Annotated in this window: 25 protein-coding genes; 21 read left to right on the forward strand and 4 right to left on the reverse strand. The window is 59.3% G+C overall.

The window, feature by feature from the left end:
• Positions 1–19 precede the first annotated feature (19 nt).
• A complete protein-coding gene (locus GRI44_RS09705) occupies positions 20–985 on the forward strand; it encodes an IS1595 family transposase (protein WP_160601608.1) in 966 nt (321 codons plus the stop codon).
• Between the two features lie 205 nt (positions 986–1,190).
• Here GRI44_RS09705 and GRI44_RS09710 read toward each other — a convergent pair whose 3' ends face one another.
• Both GRI44_RS09710 and GRI44_RS09715 read right to left on the reverse strand, forming a co-directional pair.
• Complete coding sequence (locus tag GRI44_RS09710; protein WP_160601609.1) at positions 1,191–2,009, reverse strand: DUF3800 domain-containing protein; 819 nt, start codon at positions 2,007–2,009, stop codon at positions 1,191–1,193.
• 117 nt (positions 2,010–2,126) lie between these two features.
• On the reverse strand, positions 2,127–2,771 hold the full coding sequence (locus tag GRI44_RS09715; RefSeq protein WP_160601610.1) for a hypothetical protein: 645 nt from the start codon (positions 2,769–2,771) through the stop codon (positions 2,127–2,129).
• A gap of 127 nt (positions 2,772–2,898) precedes the next feature.
• On the opposite strand from GRI44_RS09715, the gene GRI44_RS09720 reads away from it, so the two are divergent.
• The 20 genes from GRI44_RS09720 to GRI44_RS09815 all read left to right on the forward strand — a co-directional run bounded on the left by GRI44_RS09720 (position 2,899) and on the right by GRI44_RS09815 (position 18,867).
• The gene (locus GRI44_RS09720; RefSeq protein WP_160601611.1) at positions 2,899–3,390 is read left to right on the forward strand and encodes a hypothetical protein; all 492 of its coding nucleotides are present in this window, start codon (positions 2,899–2,901) and stop codon (positions 3,388–3,390) included.
• The gene (locus GRI44_RS09725; RefSeq protein WP_160601612.1) at positions 3,377–4,708 is read left to right on the forward strand and encodes a DNA-packaging protein; all 1,332 of its coding nucleotides are present in this window, start codon (positions 3,377–3,379) and stop codon (positions 4,706–4,708) included. Before GRI44_RS09720 ends, GRI44_RS09725 begins: the two co-directional genes overlap by 14 nt.
• 20 nt (positions 4,709–4,728) lie before the next feature.
• Positions 4,729–5,886 carry a phage portal protein gene (locus GRI44_RS09730; protein WP_160601613.1) on the forward strand — a complete coding sequence of 386 codons (1,158 nt, stop codon included), beginning with the start codon at positions 4,729–4,731 and terminating at the stop codon, positions 5,884–5,886.
• Positions 5,883–6,191: a DUF6127 family protein gene (locus tag GRI44_RS09735; RefSeq protein WP_160601614.1), complete on the forward strand. Its 309-nt coding sequence runs from the start codon at positions 5,883–5,885 to the stop codon at positions 6,189–6,191. Before GRI44_RS09730 ends, GRI44_RS09735 begins: the two co-directional genes overlap by 4 nt.
• Positions 6,188–6,595, forward strand: a complete 408-nt coding sequence (locus GRI44_RS09740; RefSeq protein ID WP_160601615.1) for an HK97 family phage prohead protease — start codon at positions 6,188–6,190, stop codon at positions 6,593–6,595. The genes GRI44_RS09735 and GRI44_RS09740 overlap by 4 nt, the downstream gene beginning before the upstream one ends.
• A gap of 102 nt (positions 6,596–6,697) precedes the next feature.
• Positions 6,698–7,861: a phage major capsid protein gene (locus tag GRI44_RS09745; protein ID WP_160601616.1), complete on the forward strand. Its 1,164-nt coding sequence runs from the start codon at positions 6,698–6,700 to the stop codon at positions 7,859–7,861.
• 135 nt (positions 7,862–7,996) lie between these two features.
• Complete coding sequence (locus tag GRI44_RS09750) at positions 7,997–8,569, forward strand: head-tail connector protein (RefSeq protein WP_232843097.1); 573 nt, start codon at positions 7,997–7,999, stop codon at positions 8,567–8,569.
• A complete protein-coding gene (locus tag GRI44_RS09755; protein ID WP_160601617.1) occupies positions 8,566–8,736 on the forward strand; it encodes a hypothetical protein in 171 nt (56 codons plus the stop codon). Before GRI44_RS09750 ends, GRI44_RS09755 begins: the two co-directional genes overlap by 4 nt.
• A 5-nt stretch (positions 8,737–8,741) precedes the next feature.
• Positions 8,742–9,152, forward strand: a complete 411-nt coding sequence (gene gp17 / locus GRI44_RS09760; RefSeq protein ID WP_160601618.1) for a tail completion protein gp17 — start codon at positions 8,742–8,744, stop codon at positions 9,150–9,152.
• A gap of 6 nt (positions 9,153–9,158) precedes the next feature.
• Positions 9,159–9,566 carry a phage major tail protein, TP901-1 family gene (locus tag GRI44_RS09765; protein ID WP_160601619.1) on the forward strand — a complete coding sequence of 136 codons (408 nt, stop codon included), beginning with the start codon at positions 9,159–9,161 and terminating at the stop codon, positions 9,564–9,566.
• Positions 9,563–9,877 (forward strand): gene transfer agent family protein, encoded by a 315-nt coding sequence (locus GRI44_RS09770; RefSeq protein WP_160601620.1) that lies wholly within the window; start codon positions 9,563–9,565, stop codon positions 9,875–9,877. Before GRI44_RS09765 ends, GRI44_RS09770 begins: the two co-directional genes overlap by 4 nt.
• Positions 9,874–10,083, forward strand: coding sequence for a phage tail assembly chaperone (locus GRI44_RS09775; protein WP_160601621.1), 210 nt, complete (start codon positions 9,874–9,876; stop codon positions 10,081–10,083). The genes GRI44_RS09770 and GRI44_RS09775 overlap by 4 nt, the downstream gene beginning before the upstream one ends.
• Positions 10,076–10,669 carry a tail tape measure protein gene (locus GRI44_RS09780; protein ID WP_160601622.1) on the forward strand — a complete coding sequence of 198 codons (594 nt, stop codon included), beginning with the start codon at positions 10,076–10,078 and terminating at the stop codon, positions 10,667–10,669. The genes GRI44_RS09775 and GRI44_RS09780 overlap by 8 nt, the downstream gene beginning before the upstream one ends.
• 13 nt (positions 10,670–10,682) lie before the next feature.
• Positions 10,683–13,004 carry a DUF2460 domain-containing protein gene (locus GRI44_RS09785; RefSeq protein ID WP_160601623.1) on the forward strand — a complete coding sequence of 774 codons (2,322 nt, stop codon included), beginning with the start codon at positions 10,683–10,685 and terminating at the stop codon, positions 13,002–13,004.
• Positions 13,001–13,816 carry a DUF2163 domain-containing protein gene (locus tag GRI44_RS09790; RefSeq protein ID WP_160601624.1) on the forward strand — a complete coding sequence of 272 codons (816 nt, stop codon included), beginning with the start codon at positions 13,001–13,003 and terminating at the stop codon, positions 13,814–13,816. Before GRI44_RS09785 ends, GRI44_RS09790 begins: the two co-directional genes overlap by 4 nt.
• The gene (locus GRI44_RS09795; protein WP_160601625.1) at positions 13,813–14,226 is read left to right on the forward strand and encodes an NlpC/P60 family protein; all 414 of its coding nucleotides are present in this window, start codon (positions 13,813–13,815) and stop codon (positions 14,224–14,226) included. The genes GRI44_RS09790 and GRI44_RS09795 overlap by 4 nt, the downstream gene beginning before the upstream one ends.
• A 5-nt stretch (positions 14,227–14,231) precedes the next feature.
• The gene (locus tag GRI44_RS09800) at positions 14,232–16,421 is read left to right on the forward strand and encodes a phage tail protein (RefSeq protein WP_160601626.1); all 2,190 of its coding nucleotides are present in this window, start codon (positions 14,232–14,234) and stop codon (positions 16,419–16,421) included.
• A 30-nt stretch (positions 16,422–16,451) separates the two neighbouring features.
• The gene (locus tag GRI44_RS09805) at positions 16,452–16,910 is read left to right on the forward strand and encodes a DUF2793 domain-containing protein (protein ID WP_160601627.1); all 459 of its coding nucleotides are present in this window, start codon (positions 16,452–16,454) and stop codon (positions 16,908–16,910) included.
• A 193-nt stretch (positions 16,911–17,103) separates the two neighbouring features.
• Positions 17,104–18,228, forward strand: a complete 1,125-nt coding sequence (locus GRI44_RS09810) for an OmpA family protein (protein ID WP_160601628.1) — start codon at positions 17,104–17,106, stop codon at positions 18,226–18,228.
• Between the two features lie 108 nt (positions 18,229–18,336).
• Entirely contained in the window at positions 18,337–18,867 is a 531-nt protein-coding gene (locus tag GRI44_RS09815; protein ID WP_160601629.1) for a superoxide dismutase family protein, read from the forward strand.
• Here GRI44_RS09815 and GRI44_RS09820 read toward each other — a convergent pair.
• Both GRI44_RS09820 and queC read right to left on the reverse strand, forming a co-directional pair.
• Positions 18,862–20,499 (reverse strand): MFS transporter, encoded by a 1,638-nt coding sequence (locus tag GRI44_RS09820; RefSeq protein ID WP_160601630.1) that lies wholly within the window; start codon positions 20,497–20,499, stop codon positions 18,862–18,864. The two genes, GRI44_RS09815 and GRI44_RS09820, sit on opposite strands and share 6 nt — an antisense overlap.
• Entirely contained in the window at positions 20,480–21,184 is a 705-nt protein-coding gene (gene queC / locus GRI44_RS09825) for a 7-cyano-7-deazaguanine synthase QueC (protein ID WP_160602321.1), read from the reverse strand. The genes GRI44_RS09820 and queC overlap by 20 nt, the downstream gene beginning before the upstream one ends.
• Positions 21,185–21,201: the final 17 nt, after the last annotated feature.

A 21,201-nucleotide genomic window follows, 5' to 3' on the forward strand; every position in this document is an offset into this window, starting at 1 on the left:
GGCAAGGAGCAAACTAACCATGTCGGTACTATCTTCCCCTCATTTCCACGACGAAGCCAAGGCATTCGAATACCTTGAAAGCATCGTATGGGCTGGCGGAATTGTTTGCCCCAAGTGCGGCGTAACGGGTGGCCGCGTGTATGATCTGTCCGGTGTCCGTAGCAAGCCCTCCAAGAAGCATCCCGAAGGCAAGGTGCGCCACGGCCTCAAGAAGTGCGGCGAATGCCGCGCCCAGTTCACCGTCAAGGTTGGCACTGTGTTTGAACACGCCCGTCTTCCCCTGACCAAGATGCTACAGGCCGTTCACCTTATCGTATCCAGCAAGAAAGGCATCAGCGCCCACCAGCTGCACCGCGTTCTGGAAATCCAGTACAAGTCCGCTTGGTTCCTTTCGCACCGTATCCGCGAGGCAATGCGTTCCGGCGATCTGGCCCAGCCTTTCGGTAACGGCGGCGGCGCGGTTGAAGTTGATGAAACGTACATCGGCTTCAAGGCTGGCGTTCCTACCCGCCGTGGCACCGCTCACAAGCGCGCTGTAGTGGCCTTGGTTGACCGTGAAAGCGGCAAGAGCAAGTGGTTCCATGTTGCCAACGCTACGGCTTCTGAAATCCACCCTATCGTACTGGACAACATTCACCGCGAAGCCCGCCTTATGACGGACGAAGCCAAAATGTACCGCAAGATCGGTCGCCGCTTTGCAGAGCATGGCACGACCATCCACGCTACCGGCAACTATGTCAGTAAGGTTGACCGCACCATCCACACCAACACCGTTGAAGGCGCATTCTCGATATTCAAGCGCGGTATGCGCGGCGTGTACCAGCATTGCAGCGAGCATCACTTGCACCGCTATTTGGCAGAGTTCGAGTTCCGCTATAACACGCGCATTGCCAACGGCTTTGATGATAAGGCCCGTTCGGTTGAAGCGATGCGCGGTATCGTTGGCAAGCGCCTGACTTATGAAGGGCCTAACGAAGTCCGCTAAACCGCCTGTGCAGCTTTGGCTTCCGGGCCTTAAGCCACGCAGGCCGAGGCGCTGGCGCTAAGTGATTCAAAATACAAGATTATTAAACGACTGTTTTTCTTGCACGAATCACCGATTTGGTGTAAACAGAATGGGCTGGTTGCGACCCGTCGAATGATTGGGAGTGCACCTGCTTTCCAACGGCCTGGCGGAAACGTCAGGCCGTTTATCCTAGGCGCTTGATGCCATCTAATGTCTTCATGTCCACCTTCCGGTTCAATTTATCCTTTGGTATCCAATTGAACAAATCGACCGCCGCCAAAGACTTCTCTTTGTCCGATAAACGGTCCATTTCTCCTCGCATTTTCATAAGAGTGGCATAAGCAACGATGTCTGCAATTTGGACAAAATGCGACTGCTTGGAGTCCTTAAAGTTTGCATCCTTAATTGTGCGGTCAAGTGGTACGTTTTTGGTTGATGCACCACTGGCCCAATTGCCCTGCGATGATCCAGTAGGGAGGTGGACGCATGCCTTCCGATATAGGCGGCGATATTCGGCGTGGCCTTCGTCGAAAAATATTAAAGCAGCCAATCGTTCCGAGACGCACTTGCGCTGTATGCGCTGGAACATTGCGTAAAGCACAGCCTCTAGCCGGGTGTGCCCGTAGAGTTTGTAATCCCGCTCACAGGTTACCGAAAATATTGAATTGTTGGGCAGAAAATCAAGTGTATCTAGGGCAAAGCGGTATGCCTCAATAGCCTTGGAACCGTACAGCCGCCCCCTACCTCCATCATAGCTATTGCGACCTGTCGCGAGCTTGGAGCCCTTTAGTTCCTTACCGACTGGAATGTTGTAATGGTCCTTCAATCCCTTCCGCCATTCTTTTGCCTTGGTATGATAGTGATTCCAAAGAATTGGCACATCATCCGCAGTCGCGCCAAAAGTAGGCACAGCTACACAAGTCATGATATATGTCTTTTTATCGTCGGACTCATCGGCGTAAAAAGTGTGAAGTCCGCAAGGAGGAAGTTTTTCTAATGGCACCCGACGCGAAAACCGAAAAATGCGAAAAGAGTCAACTTGATAAGTTCAAAGAGACGGCGCGCGAACTTGAATGCGACGACGACGAAAAGCGGTTTAAGGAGCGGCTAGGGAAGCTGGTTAAGAAGAAGCCCTCGGATGAGGAGCCGGTGTAAGCCACACCAATCCGGGCAGTCTCTCATTGGCCCATTCATAGGCCTCTTCGGGAAAGAGAAGCGTAACTTGGTGAATTTTGCAGCGAATGAACTCGCAGTCCTGTAACACCAAGGTATTGATTGACGGGACTCCATCTTTAACCAGAATGGCACACACGCTGCTTAGCTCGCAGTTCCTAATTGCTCCTGCCCCATTGTGGCTGGCTAACATCACGACGTTGACTGGGCCGATAATCTCACACTCTACAAAGCGCTTCCCTTCTACCCGCTCGGTTATGGGTGAGGCCAAATCGGAAAACTTAATTCTCTTCCTTGTGAATTCCTGGTCGACCGGATTTATCCGTTCCGGGCTCTGGAAAAACTGACGCTCGATAGAAGTCCGCACCAGCCTCTGCCTTGCGTGGGCAAAGCCGATCGCAAGCAAGACAAAGAGGCCAGCGCCCAGTGTGGCCGCAGTGACCCAGCCCAGCGGCCCAAAAGCGGCAATCGTCTCCGAAGCACTGGCCGCCCAACCCCACCCTACCGCGAATGCAGCACTACCCACGATTAAAGCCACCAGCGAAACGTGGGCCGATAGGTCGGTGAAGAACTTGTTGAACTTTTGAAGCATAGCCCTTCATATCAAAACCCCGTGGGTTTGTAAGAGACATAATCGCCTAGAGAAACGGAACATCGCGATAGACCGAGTCGGGAATGACCGGTTCTTCAGCGTTCCACAACAGCACGGACATCCGACTATGGCGAAACAAACGCCCGGCGACGCAGCGCGTGGCCGGACCATTCACGTATGGCGAGACGCGTTTCTTGCAGCGCTGGCTGAAAGTTCGAATGTCTCGGCCGCCGCCCGCAAGGCCGGTGTGCCCACCAGCACGGTCTATTCCGCCCGCCGCGAAGATGCAGCCTTCGCCAATCTGTGGTTCGAGGCATTGTGCGAAGGGTATGACAATCTGGAAATGGATTTGCTGCGCCGGCTGCGCGTGGGCGAACTGGATGGCGGCAAGGCCAAGGCACGGCGCAAATTTGACAATGCCATCGCGTTCCGCCTGCTGACCACGCATCGTGAAGCTGTCAGTCGGCAAAAGGCATTGCGGGCAGATGATGATGAAGATGCCATTCTGGCATCGATCAATGCCAAGCTGGATGCCATGCGGGCCCGCGAAAAGGCAGCCACGGCCCTGGCAGCGGAAAACGGCGTTTACAGCGTGAACGACGCCGATGCCGCAGGTTAACCGCTTGCGGCTGCTGCTGTCGCTGGATGATGATGACCGCAAGGCTTTCCTTGGCTGCCTGTCGCCGAGCGAGGCTGAGGAATTGCGCTTTCACTGGCGGCTGTGGGCGCGCGCTGAACAATTGCCCCCGCCCGGCGACTGGCAGACCTGGCTGGTATGTGCCGGGCGGGGTTTCGGCAAAACCCGGGCTGGCTCTGAATGGGTGCGCCTGCAGGCAAAACGTAATCCCGATGCGCGCATTGCGCTGGTGGGCAGTTCAATTTCGGAAGTGCGGGCCGTGATGGTGGAAGGGGAAAGCGGTATTCTGGCCACTTCCCCGCCCCGGAGGATGCCCGTTTTCGAACCGTCGTTGAAACGGATCAGCTGGCCCAATGGGGCGCAGGCGCAGCTGTATTCTGCCGCGGAACCCGAAGGGCTGCGCGGGCCGCAGCACAGCCACGCATGGTGCGATGAAATTGCCAAATGGGACATTGCCGGCGGGCGCGGCATCCGCAGCTGGGACAATCTGATGATGGGTTTGCGGCTGGGGGAAACTCCGCAAGTCATGGCCACCACCACGCCGCGCGCCGTGCCGTTGATGCGCCGATTGCTGGACGAAGCGGCAGATGGCGGCGTGAAGATCACCCGCGGGTCAACCTATGACAATGCCGCCAATCTGCCGGAACGTTTCGTCAAGGAAATCCGCCGGGCCTATGGCAGCACTGCCCTTGGCCGGCAGGAACTGGACGGCGAGATGATTGCCGAAGTGGAAGGCGCGTTGTGGAGCAGGCACATGCTGGAACGGTGCCGCGCCGCAGGAACGGTGGAAGCATTGGCGCGCGTGGTAGTGGGGGTTGACCCGCCCGCCAGCGCGCGCGGCGACGAATGCGGCATCATCGTAGCGGGCATTACCGAAACGGGCATGGGTGTTGTGCTGGCCGATTGCACGGTGGCACGCCCCACGCCGGAACGCTGGGCCCGCGCCGTGGCAGAAGCGGCCCGCGCATGGTCGGCTGACCGGGTCATTGCCGAAGCCAATCAGGGCGGCGAGATGGTCGGCAGTGTGTTGCGCGCCGCAGACATCACCCTGCCGCTGAAACTGGTCCATGCCAGCCGCGGCAAAGTGGCGCGGGCCGAGCCTGTGGCAGCATTATACGAAGCTGGCCGGATGCGGCACGCAGGAATGTTCGCCAAGCTGGAAGACCAGCTGTGCGGGCTGATGGCGGGTGGCAGTTACGAAGGCCCGGGCCGCAGCCCGGACCGTGCTGATGCGCTGGTGTGGGCCGCCCATGAATTGATGCTGGGACGGCAATTTGCCCCCCGTGTCACCCAGATATAACCTTAACGAAAGGCACTTTAATGTCCTTCCTCGATACTCTGGCTTCCGCCTTCAAGGGCGGGGGCGAAAGCCGTGTGCCCATTGCACGCGGCTATGTTTCGCCCTGGGCAACAGCCTTTGAAAGCGGCAGCGGCAAGGCACCGTTTGAATATACGGGCGCAGTGCGCCGCGCCTTTGTCGAAAATCCGGTGGCCCAGCGGGCTGTTCGCATCGTGGCAGAAGGCGCAGGGTCTGCCCCGCTCAACCCGACTGACAAGACGCTAGCGGCGCTGATCGGCGCATCATCGGCGGGCCAGTCGCTGATCGAAACGCTGGCCGCGCATTTGCTGCTGCATGGCAATGGCTATGTGCAGATCATGAAGGATGGCGCGGGCCGCCCGGTGGAACTGTTTGCTCTGCGCCCTGAACGCATTGCGGTGGTGGCAGGCGAAGATGGCTGGCCCGCGGCCTATCAATACCGGCTGACTGACCGCACGCTGACCATCCCACTGGAAGATGACAGCGGCTGGCCCAATATCATTCACCTGAAGGCATTTCATCCTGGCGATGACCATTACGGCGCTGGCTGTCTGGCTGCTGCCGAGCAGGCCGTTGCCATTCACAACGCTGCCAGCCAATGGAACCGCGCCCTGCTGGAAAATGCGGCGCGGCCATCGGGCGCGCTGGTCTATGATGCTGGCGAGCATGGCGGGCTATCCCCTGACCAGTTTGACCGGCTGAAAGCCGAACTGGCCAATGCCTATTCGGGCCAAGTCAACGCCGGCCGGCCAATGCTGCTGGAAGGCGGGCTGACCTGGCAAAGCCTGTCGATGAGCCCAGCTGACATGGATTTTGCCAATCTGAAAGCGGCTGCGGCGCGCGATATTGCACTGGCCTTCGGGGTGCCGCCGATGCTGCTCGGCCTGCCGGGCGATAACACCTATGCCAACTACCGCGAGGCCAACCGCGCCTTGTGGCGGCTGACCCTGCTGCCGCTGGCTGGCAAGATCCTGTCCGGCATCGCGCAGGGAGTGGAGCCCTGGTTTCCCGGCGCATCGCTATCGATCGATCTGGACCGCATTCCTGCCCTCTCGGAAGACCGGGAACGGTTGTGGTCGCAAGTTTCCGCAGCTGATTTCCTCACCGCTGCGGAAAAACGCGCGCTGCTGGGGCTGGAACCGGAAGGAGAAACGAAATGATCCGCGAAGACATGCTGGCGCGGCTGATTGCACAGGCCGCCAGCGAAGGCAGCGAGTTGGTCACTCTGCGCGCAATCGTCGAGGAATCGTCCGAATTGGGCGCAAACCGAGTGATTTCGCGGCTGGGTCTGGCTGACGACAATGCGCAGGATGATCTGGACGAATTGCGCGAATTGCTGCGGGCCTGGCGCGATGCCAAGGCCAGCGCGTGGAAAGCCGCGATCGAATGGCTGGTGCGCGGTTTTCTCGCCATGTTGCTGATTGGCATCGCGGTACGCATCGGCGTGCCGGGGATGCTGCGATGAGCGCGGGGCAAGAATTGCGCTTTGCCGGATATGCCGCCCTGTTTGGCAAAGCGGACGGCGCGCGTGATACCATCACCCGCGGCGCATTTGCGCGGACATTGGCCGAACAGCGCAGCCCGTTGCCGCTCTATTGGCAGCACAGTGCCGACCAGCGCATCGGCTGGGTCGAACGGATTGAGGAAGATGAACGCGGCCTGCGCGTCATCGCCCGCATCGACAACCCTGATGGCCGCGCTGCTGCCGCGCTGACACAGCGGGCGATCAACGGCCTCAGCTTTGGCTATCGTGCCCGGCGCTATCGCCACCATCCCGGCGGGCGCGTGCTGGATGATGTTGACCTGTTTGAAATCAGCCTCGTCACCCATCCGCTGCAAGATGGCGCGCGCGTGCATCTGATCAGCTGATACGCACGCTCACTCACACCCCTTTTTACCGGCCGCCCGCGTTGGGCGGCTTTTTTGTGCCCCCGAACCACTACCCCCCCCCCCTGAAAGGCGAATAACTTTATGGATATTGCAAACCCCACCCCTGCCGGCATTGCTGCGGATCAGCTTAATGCCAGCTTCGATATCGTGGCCCGGCAGGACAAGGCAGAAGCCGACATTTCGGTGCTGCGCAGCGATGTGGACGAAGTGAAAAACCGGCTCGACAAGGTGGGCCGCGCTGCGGTGCGCCCCGCGCTTTCAGGCGGCGACCTTGCTGCGTCTGACGCTGCCGAAGTCAAAGGTTTCGTCGATGGTTATCTGCGGCGTGGCCGCGAAACGGAAATCAAATCCATCAGCGGCGTTGTGCCTGCTGATGGCGGCTATGCCGTCCCCCGTTCGATTGACGCGATGATTGCCCGCGAACTGGTGGAAATCAGCCCGATCCGCAGCATTGCCCAGGTCGTGCAGACCGGCAGCGCAGGATATCGCAAGCTGGTGTCCACCGGCGGCACGGCGTCGGGCTGGGTCAGCGAAACGGCATCGCGGCCTGAAACAGACACGCCGCAATTTGCCGAAATTTCCCCACCAACCGGTGAACTTTATGCCAATCCGGCAGCCAGCCAGTCCATGCTGGATGATGCCGGGTTTGATCTGGAAAGCTGGCTGGCCAGCGAAATCGCCATGGAATTTGCCCGTGCGGAAGGCGCTGCCTTCGTCAATGGCAGCGGCTTTGACCAGCCCGAAGGCTTCCTGAATGCGCCGGTCTCTGTTGCAGAAGACGGCCTGCGCGCTTTTGGGTCGCTGCAATATATCGGTTCCGGCGACGATGCAGGTTTTGGCAGTTCGCCAGAGGCCCGTCTGATTGACCTCGTTCACACGATGAAATCGGGCCACCGGCAGGGTGCCACCTTCGTCATGAATTCGGCCACGCTGGCTGAAGTGCGCAAGCTGAAGACCACCGATGGCGCATTCCTGTGGCAGCCGGGCCTGGTGGAAGGCCAGCCCGACCGTCTGCTGGGCTATCCGGTGGTGGAAGCTGAAGATATGCCGGATATCGCCAATGGCGCCTATCCGATTGCATTTGGTAACTTCCGCCATGGCTATCTGATCGCAGAACGCAGCGCCACGCAGATCCTGCGCGATCCGTTCACCAACAAGCCATTCGTCCACTTCTACGCAACCAAGCGCGTGGGCGGCCAGGTGCTGGATAGCGCCGCGATCAAGCTGCTCAAGATCGAAGCCTGATCTGTTTCCGGCTGGGTCTGCCCCCTTCTGGCCCAGCCGGTTCCCCGTGCCCGCGCCGCCACGCAACACTGCCCCATCCCCCTTGGGCCGACACGCATGATTGCGGCGCGGGCATATTTTCATTCCGCGGACATCATGTCCGGTCAATTACGGGAGACCGCCATGAAGCGGGCTATCGTCGAGCCTGCCGAACTGGCGGGAACTGCCCTGGACGAGCTGAAACAATGGCTCGCCATTTCCACCCCCAAGGACGATGCGTTGCTGGTGCTGCTGATGCGCGCCAGCCTGGATATGTGCGAAAGTTTTACCGGCACCATGCCGCTGGAAGCGCAATGCGAAACCATGCTGCCAGCCGATGGCGGCTGGCACTGTCTTGGCACAAGGCCGGTCAGGTCTATCACCACTGTCGATCTTGTATCGCCCGGCGGTGAACGCAGCGCGCTGCCGGTTAATGCCTATGCCATCGACATTGATGCAGATGGCAGCGGCAAGGTGCGGCTGACACGGAGCGCAAGCGAAGCGCGCCTTGCAGTTCGCTTCAGTGCTGGGCTTGCGCCAGACTGGGGCGGCCTGCCCGAAGCGTTGCGCCATGGCATCATCCGCCTGGCTGCCCATCACTATCGCACGCGCGACACCGGCCCTGCTGAAACACCGCCAGCCGCAGTGGCAGCCCTGTGGCGGCCCTGGCGCCGGATGCGGCTGATATGATCACGGCTGAAACAACCCAGCCTGCCACAGCCTTTGCCAGCAGGATGGCGCAAAAGGCTGCTGTTCTGGCGGAGGCGCATGGCGAAAATATCCTGCGCCAGCGCGCCCGGGATCCGTGGCGCTGGCGGTCTGCCGCATTGCTGTGGCCCCTGTTTTCGAAAGGCTGAAACCTATGGAAACCCTTTTGCGCGCCGCGCTGGTGGGGTGGTTGCGCGATGCACCCGAACTTGCCGGCCAGATCAATTCGATCGAGGAGGAAAGCCCCCTTTCTACAAGCCCGCCGTGGCTGGGCATCGCCGCCAGCGCATCGACCGACTGGAGCACCAAAGACATGCGTGGCCGCGAAGTGCGGATTGCGCTGGAACTCAATACCAGGGGCGATGACATCGCTGGCGATGGCGCTCTGGTGGCGGCTCTCGACCGGAAAATCGAAGCGCTGCCCAAGTCTCAGGACGGCTTTGTCATCGTCAACACCCGTTTTCTGCGCGCCCGGGCTGAACGTCGTGCGCGCAATTTGCGCACTGTCCTTTTGGAATATCAGTTCCGCCTCCTTGAAACCCCTTCACCCCTGTTACCGGAGTAAACCGATATGAGTGCCCAAAAAGGCTCTGCCTTCCTCCTGAAAATCGGCGATGGCGCACAGCCGCCCGCCTATCAGACCGTTGCCGGCCTGCGGACAACGCAAATGTCCGTCAATGGCGATACCGTCGTGGTGACGCACAAGGAATCGGGCGGCTGGCGAGAGTTGCTGTCGGGTGCCGGAACACGGTCTGTATCGGTGTCCGCCAGCGGCATTTTCCTGGGCAGCGACGCCGAGGCATCGGTCCGCGCCCATGCCCTGGCAGGCACGCTGGCTGACTATGAGCTGTCTTTCGAGGATGGCGAGAAGATGCGCGGCCGTTTTCTGGTCCAGCGGCTGGATTATGCCGGAGATTTCAATGGCGAGCGCAATTATACACTGCAGCTTGAAAGTTCTGGCGCGGTGTTGCCTGCATGACCGCTGCTGCCAACGCCTTGCGCGGCGAAGCCATGCTGGTGGTGGCGGGCATTCCACGCCTGCTGCGCCCCAGTTTCACCGCGCTGGTCGCTGCCGAAGACGAATTGGGGCCGCTGTTTGCGCTGGTGGAAAAGGCCGGCGAAGGCCAATTGCGCCTGGCCGATATGGTCGGCCTGTTCTGGCATTGCCTGGCGGACCAGCAAGCCGTCACGCGCACGCAGCTGGGCGAAGCTGTCACGACGCAAGGGCTGGCCAGCTGCGCCAAACCTTTACGCATATTGCTCGGCCAGATCCTTCAGGGCGCAGGATGACAGCGCCGCCCGCCACCGCCCCGTTTGCAGGTACATCATTGCGGCTGGCCGGGCTGGCTGCCCGCGTGATGGGCTGGCGGCCGGCCGAATTCTGGGCGGCAACGCCGGCAGAACTCGCCTGCGCCCTGGCTCCGCCGGAAGGCGAAATCCGGCCCATGAGCATGGCCGACATCGAAACCCTACTGGAGCGTGAGCGCAATGGATGACCAAGTGGACGAATTGCTGATTGACGTGCGCGCAAGCACGCGCGGCTTTGCCGCCGATATTGCCGAAATGCGGGGCACGTTTGATTCCACGCTCGTGGATGGATTTTCCAAGGCAGGCAGCGTCCTTGAACGCGGCCTGCTGACCGCCATCAGACAAGGCGGGCTTGGCTTTGAAGATTTGAAGCGCATGGCATTTCAGGCGCTGGACCAGATTGCGGCCCAAGCCCTTAAATCCGGCATTGGCTCGCTTTTCGGTGGCGGCAACGGCGGCCAGTCCGGCTCCGGCGATCTGGGCGGCATAGTGGGCGGCGCACTGGGGGCCATTTTTGGCCTGCCGGGCCGCGCAACCGGCGGGCCGGTTTCTCCCGGGCGGGGATATCTGGTGGGCGAGCGCGGCCCCGAACTGTTTGTGCCAACCAGCGCCGGCCGGGTCGAAACCGGCATGACCAGCGGCGCAGCCGGGGGGCGCGATGTGCGCGTGGCCATCAACCTTTCATCGCCGCGCGGTTCCAGCGCGCCCGTCGCCCTTCAGCGATCATCCCGCCAGGTCGCCAGCGCCGTGCGCCGTGCCCTGCGCGAATTTTAGAGGAAACACGATTATGGCCTTCTGGCTCGCCCGCGAACGCCGCGGACAGGAAAGCGACTATATCCAGCGCTTCGATCCGCGTTTCTGGACAGTGAATTTTCCGCGTCCGATGATGGCCAGCGTTATTTCAGTGGCGCCCGATGGGTTGCAAGTCGACCTCGAATTTCACCATAATGGGGAGCTGGCCGGGTTAATCTGGGATAGCAAGGATACGCTTGACCATCCGCTGATGGCCTATGCCACTGATCGCGATTATGCCCACACGAAGTTGGCGTTTCACTGGCATTCGACCGGCATAATTGCGCTGGATCAGCCCAATGGCCCGACATTGACCATCGAGGGGCGCGATGCGGCAGGCACGCCCCGAACCTGGTATATCCGGTTGTGGAATTACGCCGTCGGCACGCCGCAGGACGCGCGAATCACGCTGGATTTTAATACGCTGGAAAGCGGTTACGGACTACCCGGCGAACGGATCCACCCGTCCGATATCGACCGGATGTTCATCTCTCTCGTGCCGCCGCAATATGTGCCGGGTGGGTCAGCCATGCTGGATGCCCCTGCCACCGGGCGGGTCATCATGAGCGACATTACATGCGAAGGTGACCGGCCAATGCTGGAAACCGGCGATGTGCTGGTGCCGCCCCATGGCGAGCAGATTGCAACGGCCTATGATGATGCGTTCAACCAGACCCCAGCACGCCTGCTGCGGGTTATTCGCGGCCTCGGCTACAGGGGCAGCATTCTTCACTATGTGGGGATGAGCCATTTTTTCCAGCTGGTGCCTGCCCAAGGCCGGTTGATTGCCGATGCCGCGGGCAATCTGTGCGGCCCTGCGGCGCAATGGCACCAATCCTTTTTTGCCGAATGCGCGGCAAGGGATTATGAAGTCATCACGTCCATTTCATACGAATTGCTGGCCGATCATTGCCCTGATGCCTGGCAGCAGCGGGCAGCAGACGGCGCACCCGCGCGCACCGGATGGGTGCCGTCATCAGCGCTGCTTTCGCCTGCCAATGGCAATGCGATGGGCTGGGTGCGCGCCGCTGCGGGCCATTTCCTGACACTGATGGAAAAATGCGGCCTGCCTGTAAAAGTGCAAATCGGCGAACCGTGGTGGTGGATCATGCCCGATGGCAGGCCATGCCTGTATGATGATGCCGCCAAGGCCGCACTGGGCGGAAACCCGCCCGTAATCGCGACAATGCGCAGCACATTGGACGCCGCCCAACTTGCGCTGCTGGATGATGCAGGCGCGCTTCTGGCACAGTCCACGGCAGATTTTGCCGCATCTGTGCGCGCCGCTGCCACTGATACAGCCGAAATATTGCTGCTGGCATTTACGCCCACCATTTTCGACCCGGCCATGCCTGAACTAAAACGCGCCAACCTGCCGCTCGGCTGGGCAATGCCTGCATTCGACCGGTTGCAGCTGGAAGATTACGACTGGCTGACCATTGGTGCCGACGCCCGCCGGCGCGCTGCCTATGCGGAGGTCAATGACAGGCTGAATTATCCCACTGAATTGCAGGATTATCTTTCAGGGTTCGTCCTGAAGCCGGAAAACGCCGACCATGAATGGCCGCTTATCGATGCAGGCCTCGATGAAGCGGCAGACCGCGGCATTACGCGCCGTTTTGTCTGGGCGCTGCCCCAGGTTTCGCGGGATGGATATACCCGCCTCGCGCCATCGCAGGAGATACAAGTGCAAGCATTTGATGACATACTTTATCCGCTCGCACTGGGGCGGGATGCCGCAGTCAGCCCGGAATTTTCTACCAGCGTTTCTGTCACAGCCTCGGGTCACGAGCGGCGCAATTCCCTGTGGTCGGACGCCCGCCTGCGGTTTGATGTCGGCCCCGGCGTCCGGTCTGATCAGGAACTGGGGACGCTGATCACATTCTTCCGGGCCAGGCGCGGTGCGGCACGCGGCTTCCGCCTGTCGGACCCGTTTGATTTCAGCTCTCATGCCATGACTGGCACGCCAACCATGCTCGATCAGGAAATCGGCGTCGGCGATGGCGTAACTTCCAGTTACCGGCTGGTGAAAAATTATGGCAGCGCCAATGATCCGCAAGTGCGCCCCATCACTCGCCCGCTGGCTAATACAATTGCCGTCAGCATCGATGGTACGCACAGCGCTGGCTGGCAGGCAGAGCCGGGCGGCGTGATCACTTTTGCATCTGCACCCCCTGCTGGCGCAATCATACGGGCCGGGTTCCTGTTCGATGTGCCAGTGCGTTTTGCAGAAGACAGGCTGGATGTAACCGGGGCCAATTTTGCCGCTGGCGAAGCGCCATCTGTCCCGCTCATTGAAATCCGCGAGGCATCATGAACCGGGTGTTTTTTCAAAAGGAGCTTGAAGGTATTGCGACATTCTGGCGCATCCATCGCCGTGATGGCGTGACCCTGGCCTTCACCAGCCATGACCGTGACTTGTGGTTCGACGGGATCAAACATTGCGCCGCGCCCGGAATGGTGCCCAGCGCAATCCGCCGGACATCGGACCTCACGCCCGACAGTGCTGAAGTAAACGGGGTGCTGGGCCATGACAGCATTACAGAAGCCGATCTCATGGGTGGCAGATTTGATGGCGCACAAGTCAGGATTGGTGCGGTGGATTGGGAAAACCTTGATCGCACCATCCTTTACAATGGCGTAATTGGCGATGTTTCGCATGGTGCAGGCAGTTTCAGCGCGCAGCTCAATTCCGCAAAGGCAGAATTTGCCGCAGATTTTATTCCGCGCACCAGCCCAACCTGCCGCGCCCGCTTTTGCGGCACCGGATGCACTTTGCCGGCACAGCGGTTCACCCACGAAGCCAAGGTTCTGCTGGTTGATCTGGATGATAACCGTGTGCGCTTCGATGTCGCAGAGCACGCCATTTTTGCCGAAGGCGAAGTGCGTTTTCTGTCAGGCGAGCAAGCGGGCATTGCCATGATGGTGGTGGGCGCAGGGCCGGATGGCGTGCTGCTGGATGTGCCATTATCTGCCACGACGCACGAGGGCATGCGCGCGGTTATGCGCGAAGGCTGCGACCATACGCTGGCAACATGTGATGCCCGCTTCGGCAATGCGATAAATTTTCAGGGTGAGCCATTCCTGCCAGGCAATGATCTGCTGGCACGCTATCCCACTGGCCGATGACAATGCCGCACGATGCACTGGCATGCGCGGCTGCCCAATTCATCGGCACGCCGTTCCGCCTGCATGGCCGAAATCCTGACATCGGGCTTGATTGTGTTGGGCTGATCGCCGCCTCGCTTGCTGCCATCGGACGGCCGATCGACATTCCGCAAACCTATGCTTTGCGCAACACCGACATCGAACTGATGCTGCAATGCGCTGCACAGGCCGGATTGCGGGATGAGTTCGGGCAGGTTCGCGCAGGCAGTATAATCATGGTCAGGCCCGGCCCGGCGCAATTTCACCTTCTGGTGGCCGACGATGCGGACGGATTCATCCATGCCCATGCAGGGCTGCGCCGGGTGGTCAGGATGCCCGGCCCGCTGGCCTGGCCGATGCTGCGGCATTGGCGCATCACAAACGAGGAATAATCTGTATGGCGACACTTGTTCTAGGTGCCATCGGCACTCTGGTTGGCGGCCCTGTAGGCGGCGCAATCGGCGCTCTGGCTGGCCGCCAGATTGATTCGCAGATCATGGGCAGTTCCGGGCGGGAAGGACCACGCCTCAAGGATCTGGCCCTCACCACATCAAGCTACGGCAATCCAATCGCCCGCCATTTTGGCCGTATGCGGACCGCCGGGTCCATCATCTGGTCAACCGATCTGGTGGAAAACCGGGAATCAACCGGGGGCGGCAAAGGCAAGCCCAAAACCACCACTTTCAGCTATACCACCTCTTTCGCAGTGGCGCTGTCCAGCCGGCCAATTTTGAACGTCGGCAAAATCTGGGCCGACGGCAATTTACTGAGGGGGGCGGCGAGTGACCTCAAAGTGGGCGGCGAAATACGTGTCCACAATGGCCGGGGCGCACAATCGGCAGACCCGCTGATGGTTGCAGCAGAAGGCAGCCGCTGCCCCGCGTTTCGTCATTGTGCCTATGTGGTATTCGAAGATCTCGATCTGTCAGACTTTGGCAATCGCATCCCCGCTCTCACGTTTGAAGTGATTGCGGATAGCGGGCAGATTTCCCTCAGCCAGCTTCTGCCACCAGATATGGAAGACACCCAATGCGATGTCATATTGCCCAATCTGGCAGGATTTTCATACGAAGGTGGCTCGTTCGCAAGTGTGCTGGAAACAATCGATACATTGTTCCCCATGGATAGCGATGCGGGCGGGGACCAGCTGACGATCAACAATGCAGCGAGGCGGCCAGTTTCGCCGGCGATATTACCTGAAGCGGCCATTTCGTGGAATGACGAGGATTTCGGCACCCAGAGCGGGGCACGCCGCGCCCGGCAGCTTAGCCGCGACACAGCGCCGGATGCATTACGCTATTATGACGTGTCTCGCGATTTTCAGCCGGGTATACAACGCGCCGATGGCCGGGCGCGCACCGGGCGGACGCGTACGATGGAATTTCCAGGCGCAATGTCGGCAAATGATGCACGCGCGCTTGCGAACGCAGGTGCGCAGCGCGCAAACTGGATGCGCGAAACATTGGCGTGGCGCGTGGCCGAACTTGATCCAGGGCTAAAGCCCGGAAGCGTTGTCACGGTGCCCAAAACAGCCGGACTATGGAGCGTGACCGAATGGGAATGGCGAGAAGCCGGTATTGAACTTCAACTGGTCAGACTACCTCCCATTCAGACCACCGCTCCTGCTGGTGACTTTGGCCAGCCGTGGAGCGCGCCGGATGAAAGCGCGCGCGAAACATGGTTCAGAGCATTTGAATTGCCATGGGACGGAACCGGCTCTGCAGATAACCCAGCGATTTTTGCTGCTGCATCCGCGTCCGGCAGCAACTGGAGCGGCGCTGCGCTTTACATCGACAATGGCGGCAGCCTTTCACCTATACAGAGCACCGGCAGCCTGCGCAGTATTTGCGGCACTCTTGTCGGAAATCTGCAATCATCGGAAGCGGTTCTGCTGGAACCTGAAGTCTCGCTGGAGATCAACCTGGCGGCCGCTGATCTTCAGTTTCGGCCTGCAACTGTGGCAGATTTGGCCATGGGCGCGAACCGTCTCCTGCTCGGGGATGAAATCATTCAATTTGCCCGCGCAGAACAATTGGATGACCGACGTTGGCGGCTTAGCGGCGTTTTGCGGGGCCGCGGCGGCACTGAACTTGCCGCACAGGGCGGGCACCCGGCAGGGACATTAGCGACGCTTCTAGATGATAGTCTGACCCCGCTTGATTCTGCCAGCATTCCGGTGGCCGAGACTTCGGTTATATCCGCAATCGGCCGCGGGGATGACGAACCGGTCGTGGCGCAGGTCGAAAATTATGGAATTACGTTACGCCCATTGTCGCCAGTTCATGGAAGAGCACGCTTTACTCACGACGGCGGCGTCGCATTGGGCTGGACGCGGCGGGCACGGGGATCATGGCTCTGGCGAGACGAAGTGGGCGTGCCGCTGGTCGAACAGTCAGAAAATTACCTAATTGGAGTTGGGCCCGTACTCGCGCCTGTTGCCTTGTGGGAAAGCGGCCAGCCGGAAATTTTCATCAGTCCGGCCGAGCATCAGTCACTGAAGGCGAGCCACCATGGCTCCGTCGTATGGGTCCGGCAAATGGGGACTTATGCCCAATCCGACCCGCTGTTCATTACCCAAATCGGCTGAGCCCGCCATCCATCATCAGAAAGTCTAACCATGTCCGAACCGATCACTTTCACATCTGCTTCTGCACGCTTTGCTTTGCCCTTCCTGTTTGCAGGCCAGGCCCAGAAGGAATTCTTTGTAAATGAAGCGCATGCGCGGGCTGATATTCTGTTTCATCCCTCTGTCGAAGGCGAGCAGGCCGCGCCTCCTAACACATTCGAAGACGGTCAATGCTGGCTTGTCGCTGACGAGGCGCATGGCGAGTGGGCGGGGAATGGCGGCGCTATTGCAGGACGACAGGCATCGCGCTGGGTTTTCGTACAACCGCGCGACGGCATGCAGATTTTCGACAAACAGACGGGCCAGAAAATCCTGTTTCTCGGCGGATGGCAGAGGGTTTCAGCACCAGAAATGCCGACATCTGGAACGGTAATCGACACAGAAGTGCGCGCAGCGCTTGGTAACCTGATTGAAACTCTTCGGAATGCAGGGATTTTTTCTGCAATCTGATGGGAACATTTGCCATCAGGTAGCGTTTGAGGTGCTCGTGAGCGTGAAAAGTAATGGTTTTCAGACCAAACTGGGCCGATAGATGCCTTCTTGCAACAGTTTGGGAACAATGGTTGCTTGCCACCGCTCAGGGGAAAAGTTAGAAAACCGCCACTCGGTGGCTTTATTTTTGTAAGTATAAGGGGAATTCATAATGCGGAAACTCGTCATAGGAATGGCGATGGCCTCTACGGCCCTCGCATCACCAGCTCTCGCTCGTGATGGCCAGTGGTATGTTGAACTGGGCGGCGGCCCAATGCTCGTTGAAGACATCGATTTCGACGTCAACAATGGCGTTGACACTGTCACTGCTGACTTTGACTATGGTTACGACTTCGGTGGTATCGTAGGCTATGATTTCGGTGCATTCCGTCTCGAAGCAGAAGCCAGCTATCGCGATGCTGACATTGACAAGCTGATCGTCGGCAACTCCGGCGTTGCTTCGGGAATTACAGGCATTCCGGCTACTGCTGGAAGCTACGATGCTAATGGCAGTGCAAACGTTCTCAGCTTCATGCTGAACGGCTTGCTCGACTTCGGCGCTGATGATGGCCTTCAGGGCTTTGTCGGCGGTGGCGTGGGCGTTGCTCGTACTGACGTGAATTCGACAATCACTACAAACGGCCCTGGCGCGTTTGATGATTCCGATAGCGGCTTTGCGTATCAGGGCCTTGCTGGTGTTCGCGCTCCACTGACCGACAACATTGACGTTGGTCTTCGGTATCGCTTCTTCACCGCAACTGGTGTCAACCTCGTCGACACGTTCGGCCGTGATCTGGACACAAAGTTCCGTTCGCACTCGATCCTCGGTACGCTGACGTTCAATTTTGGTGGTGAAGAAATTCTTCCTCCAGTTGCTGCGCCGGTTGTTGCGGCACCGCCACCACCACCACCACCGGTTGTTGCGGCACCACCACCACCACCACCTTGCAACAAGGGCCCGTACATCGTGTTCTTCGGTTGGGATCAGTCAGACATTACGCCTGAAGCTGCTACCATCCTTGACAACGCTGTGTCGGCATACCGCAATTGCGGCACTGCAGCAGTCATGCTTGCAGGTCACACCGACACGTCGGGCACCAAGGTCTACAACGAGGGCCTTGCAATGCGTCGTAACGATTCGGTTCGGGAATACCTTGGTGGCCGCGGCGTACCTGGCACTCGTATCTCCAGCGAAGCGTTTGGCGAAACCCAGCTTCGTGTGCCAACTGCCGACGGCGTTCGCGAACTGCAGAACCGTCGTGTGGAAGTTACCTACGGCCCGGGTTCGGGCATGTAATTTTCGCGAAAGCGAATTTTTTTTCAAGAAGGGGCCGGAGCAATCCGGCCCCTTTTTCGTTGGGGTGTGACAGAGAGATTTTTTCAAGCGCCCTCAGGAGACATGGTCATGGCTGCAAAATCGATATTGGCAATCCTCATTGGAGCCACGAGCCTGTCCGGCTGCATGGCCGCGAACCAGCTTCCGACGGAACGTCTAGCTTCGGCTACGCTGACCCTTTCGAATGGAGCGCCAGCCGGAACGGCCCAGCTTGTGGCCGCCGGACAGCAGCTTTCTCTAGCTGTGGCCATTACCGGAATCTCTGAAGGGGCACACGGCCTGCATCTCCATACAACCGGTTCATGCGTCAGGCCTGATTTCACATCAGCTGGCGGACATTTGAACCCCACCAACAAGGATCATGGCAAATTAAGCCCGAATGGCAGTCACGTGGGGGACATGCCGAACCTTGAAGTGGGCAATTCTCGGACAGCGTCTGCCACTATCGATCTGGCGGGAGAGCGTTCAGAAATCATGGCATGGCTGTTCGATGCAGATGGCATCGCAGTCGTGGTTCATGCAGGCGCTGACGATTACCGAACAGACCCTTCCGGCGACGCTGGCTCGCGTATCGCCTGCGGTGTTCTGAAGAAGCTATAAGCCAGCCTCGCCAGCTTCTTTTGCCCGATTGACCAATGTGCGCCCTGCTTCGGGTACCAGCTTGATCGCAGCCACCAGCAGGGCAAACCCAAGCGGGGTGACCCAGAGCGTAGCGAGTACGCCTTTCGAAAGATCATCACCGTTAGCTGCGGAGACATATCCTGCAGTGAAGGGACCAAGTGCGAGGCCAACGAGCGTTGTCGCGAGGAAAAATGTTGCTGTGGCGACCCCGCGCATCCGCGGCAGTACCAGTGCCTGGCTTGCCGCTGCTGCAGCCCCCAGAGCGGACGCGGTCAGTGCCTGCGCAATAAAGGCGAGCACAAAAAATACGGTCACATCCGATGTCGTATACAAGACCAGCACAACTGGGATCGGGGCAATAAGTCCGAACAGGATCACGAAAACCCGGCCTGCCTCAAAGCGCTCGTACAGATAATCCGCAAGCCGGCCGCCGCCAATGACCCCCAGGAAACCGGCCAGCGCGCTTGGCGCACCCAGCCACCAGCCAAGCTCGGCTTTGCTGACATCAAAAACACGCTCTGCATAAGGCGCAGACCAATATGAAGAAGCATAAGCCATAAAGGCAACGAGGCCGTATCCCAGAATGACGCATAAGAAGGCGGGCGACCCCCACGTCAGGCGGAAGGTCGGCAAATCGCGCGCGCGCAATGCGGTAGCGAAACTGAAGACCGAATAATAGCCGACGCCGAGGAACAGCCATTGATCAGATATTGAAGCGATGAAGCTGCCTTCGCCCGACGCCAGCCAGCGCGTCAAAAGCCAGCCTGTTATTCCCAGCAGCGCCAGAGCCAGAATGTTAACCGCCAGGGCGGCCACGCCGCGGCGGGCTGCTCCGACAAAGGTGAACGGCGGAATTACCGTAAACAGCTCGTTTATGAAGCCCTTGAAGGGATGCGGGTCAGAGGGCGTCGGCATATTGTCGATTGCGCCACGCACCGGTTCCCTGAGGGTTATGACCCACACAGCCAGCAGGAGTCCCGGGAGGCCGACAGCCACGAAAGCGGCTTGCCACCCGGCTAGGCCCAGGGGGCCCCCATCAGGATAGGCTGCATTCCAGTTTTCGACGACCAGGCCGCCAATCAGCAGCGATATGCCGCCGCCAATGTACAGGCCGGAAGAATAGATCGCCAAAGCGGTCGCGCGTAACCGCGCAGGGAAATAGTCCGAAATGAGCGAATAGGCCGAAGGACTGGCGGTTGCTTCGCCAACACCCACCCCAATCCGCGCACCTGTCAGTTCCGCACCATTTCGCGCAAAACCCGATACGGCCGTCATGAAGGACCACACAGCCAATCCAACGGTCATAAGCCGCACACGGTGCCAGCTATCTGCCAGTTTGCCGAGTGGGATGCCGAAAAGTGCATAAAAAACCGCAAAGGCAGTTCCGTAAAGAAAGCCCAAATCCGCGTCTGACAGACCTAAATCCGCCTTGATGTCATTGGCAAGAATGGAAAGAATCTGCCGGTCGACAAAGTTCAGCACATAGATCAGCACCAACACGCTGAGCGCATACCAACTGTAAGTCGGAACCTTGTCATTCACCGGGTCATGCGCGGCGTCGTGCGCGGCACCTGATTGAGGATTGGTCAGCTCAGTCTGCGGTGTCGACATAATTTATCCCATCCTCAATCGCGGCGTCTCTGAAACCTTTTTGCCGCAAACGGCAACTGTCGCACAATCCGCATGCGCGACCATCTGGTTGTGGGTTGTAACAAGACCAGCTCAATCCCGGGTCCAAGCCAAGCCGGGCGGTTTCTTTCGCAATGTCAGCTTTGGTCATATGCTGAAGCGGGGCATGAATGTGCCACCCGCCATCTTCTATCCCCGCCTTGGTGCCAAGACGGGCAGTGTCCTGGAAGCTCTTGATGAATTCTGGTCGGCAATCCGGGTAGCCCGAATAATCGAGCGCGTTCACCCCGATGAAAATGTCCCGCGCATTGACTGCTTCAGCCCACGCCAGTGTCAGTGACAGAAAGACCAGATTTCTTGCCGGGACATAGGTGACAGGTATATCCTGCCCCACCCCATCCATTGGAACATCAATGTCGGCCGTCAATGCTGATCCGCCAAAAATGCTGAGATCGAGCGGTAGCACGACATGGCGAACCACCCCGAGACTGGACGCGATGTTCCGCGCTGCATCAAGTTCGACCCGGTGCCGCTGCTGATAGTCTATGGTGAGAGCAAAGAGGTCAAAGCCACGCTCTTGCGCGATCGCGGCGGTGACCATTGAGTCCAGGCCGCCCGATAAAAGAACTACCGCTGGCCTTGTCTGTCCATTGTGCTGGGCTACCATCATTGTCTGGCTAGGCG

It is taken from the genome of Allopontixanthobacter confluentis, assembly GCF_009827615.1.
Taxonomy (GTDB): Bacteria; Pseudomonadota; Alphaproteobacteria; order Sphingomonadales; family Sphingomonadaceae; genus Allopontixanthobacter; species Allopontixanthobacter confluentis.

Excerpts from the sequence above, each read along its gene's own strand:
- GRI44_RS09730 (WP_160601613.1), top strand. The coding sequence starts at position 4,729 with ATGTCCTTCCTCGATACTCTGGCTTCCGCCTTCAAGGGCGGGGGCGAA.
- GRI44_RS09800 (WP_160601626.1), top strand. The coding sequence starts at position 14,232 with ATGGCGACACTTGTTCTAGGTGCCATCGGCACTCTGGTTGGCGGCCCT.
- gp17 (WP_160601618.1), top strand. The coding sequence starts at position 8,742 with ATGGAAACCCTTTTGCGCGCCGCGCTGGTGGGGTGGTTGCGCGATGCA.
- GRI44_RS09715 (WP_160601610.1), bottom strand. The coding sequence starts at position 2,771 with ATGCTTCAAAAGTTCAACAAGTTCTTCACCGACCTATCGGCCCACGTT.
- GRI44_RS09795 (WP_160601625.1), top strand. The coding sequence starts at position 13,813 with ATGACAATGCCGCACGATGCACTGGCATGCGCGGCTGCCCAATTCATC.
- queC (WP_160602321.1), bottom strand. The coding sequence starts at position 21,184 with ATGGTAGCCCAGCACAATGGACAGACAAGGCCAGCGGTAGTTCTTTTA.
- GRI44_RS09770 (WP_160601620.1), top strand. The coding sequence starts at position 9,563 with ATGACCGCTGCTGCCAACGCCTTGCGCGGCGAAGCCATGCTGGTGGTG.
- GRI44_RS09820 (WP_160601630.1), bottom strand. The coding sequence starts at position 20,499 with ATGTCGACACCGCAGACTGAGCTGACCAATCCTCAATCAGGTGCCGCG.
- GRI44_RS09745 (WP_160601616.1), top strand. The coding sequence starts at position 6,698 with ATGGATATTGCAAACCCCACCCCTGCCGGCATTGCTGCGGATCAGCTT.
- GRI44_RS09765 (WP_160601619.1), top strand. The coding sequence starts at position 9,159 with ATGAGTGCCCAAAAAGGCTCTGCCTTCCTCCTGAAAATCGGCGATGGC.
- GRI44_RS09720 (WP_160601611.1), top strand. The coding sequence starts at position 2,899 with ATGGCGAAACAAACGCCCGGCGACGCAGCGCGTGGCCGGACCATTCAC.
- GRI44_RS09735 (WP_160601614.1), top strand. The coding sequence starts at position 5,883 with ATGATCCGCGAAGACATGCTGGCGCGGCTGATTGCACAGGCCGCCAGC.
- GRI44_RS09775 (WP_160601621.1), top strand. The coding sequence starts at position 9,874 with ATGACAGCGCCGCCCGCCACCGCCCCGTTTGCAGGTACATCATTGCGG.
- GRI44_RS09815 (WP_160601629.1), top strand. The coding sequence starts at position 18,337 with ATGGCTGCAAAATCGATATTGGCAATCCTCATTGGAGCCACGAGCCTG.
- GRI44_RS09790 (WP_160601624.1), top strand. The coding sequence starts at position 13,001 with ATGAACCGGGTGTTTTTTCAAAAGGAGCTTGAAGGTATTGCGACATTC.
- GRI44_RS09740 (WP_160601615.1), top strand. The coding sequence starts at position 6,188 with ATGAGCGCGGGGCAAGAATTGCGCTTTGCCGGATATGCCGCCCTGTTT.
- GRI44_RS09755 (WP_160601617.1), top strand. The coding sequence starts at position 8,566 with ATGATCACGGCTGAAACAACCCAGCCTGCCACAGCCTTTGCCAGCAGG.
- GRI44_RS09785 (WP_160601623.1), top strand. The coding sequence starts at position 10,683 with ATGGCCTTCTGGCTCGCCCGCGAACGCCGCGGACAGGAAAGCGACTAT.
- GRI44_RS09725 (WP_160601612.1), top strand. The coding sequence starts at position 3,377 with ATGCCGCAGGTTAACCGCTTGCGGCTGCTGCTGTCGCTGGATGATGAT.
- GRI44_RS09705 (WP_160601608.1), top strand. The coding sequence starts at position 20 with ATGTCGGTACTATCTTCCCCTCATTTCCACGACGAAGCCAAGGCATTC.
- GRI44_RS09780 (WP_160601622.1), top strand. The coding sequence starts at position 10,076 with ATGGATGACCAAGTGGACGAATTGCTGATTGACGTGCGCGCAAGCACG.
- GRI44_RS09805 (WP_160601627.1), top strand. The coding sequence starts at position 16,452 with ATGTCCGAACCGATCACTTTCACATCTGCTTCTGCACGCTTTGCTTTG.
- GRI44_RS09810 (WP_160601628.1), top strand. The coding sequence starts at position 17,104 with ATGCGGAAACTCGTCATAGGAATGGCGATGGCCTCTACGGCCCTCGCA.
- GRI44_RS09750 (WP_232843097.1), top strand. The coding sequence starts at position 7,997 with ATGTCCGGTCAATTACGGGAGACCGCCATGAAGCGGGCTATCGTCGAG.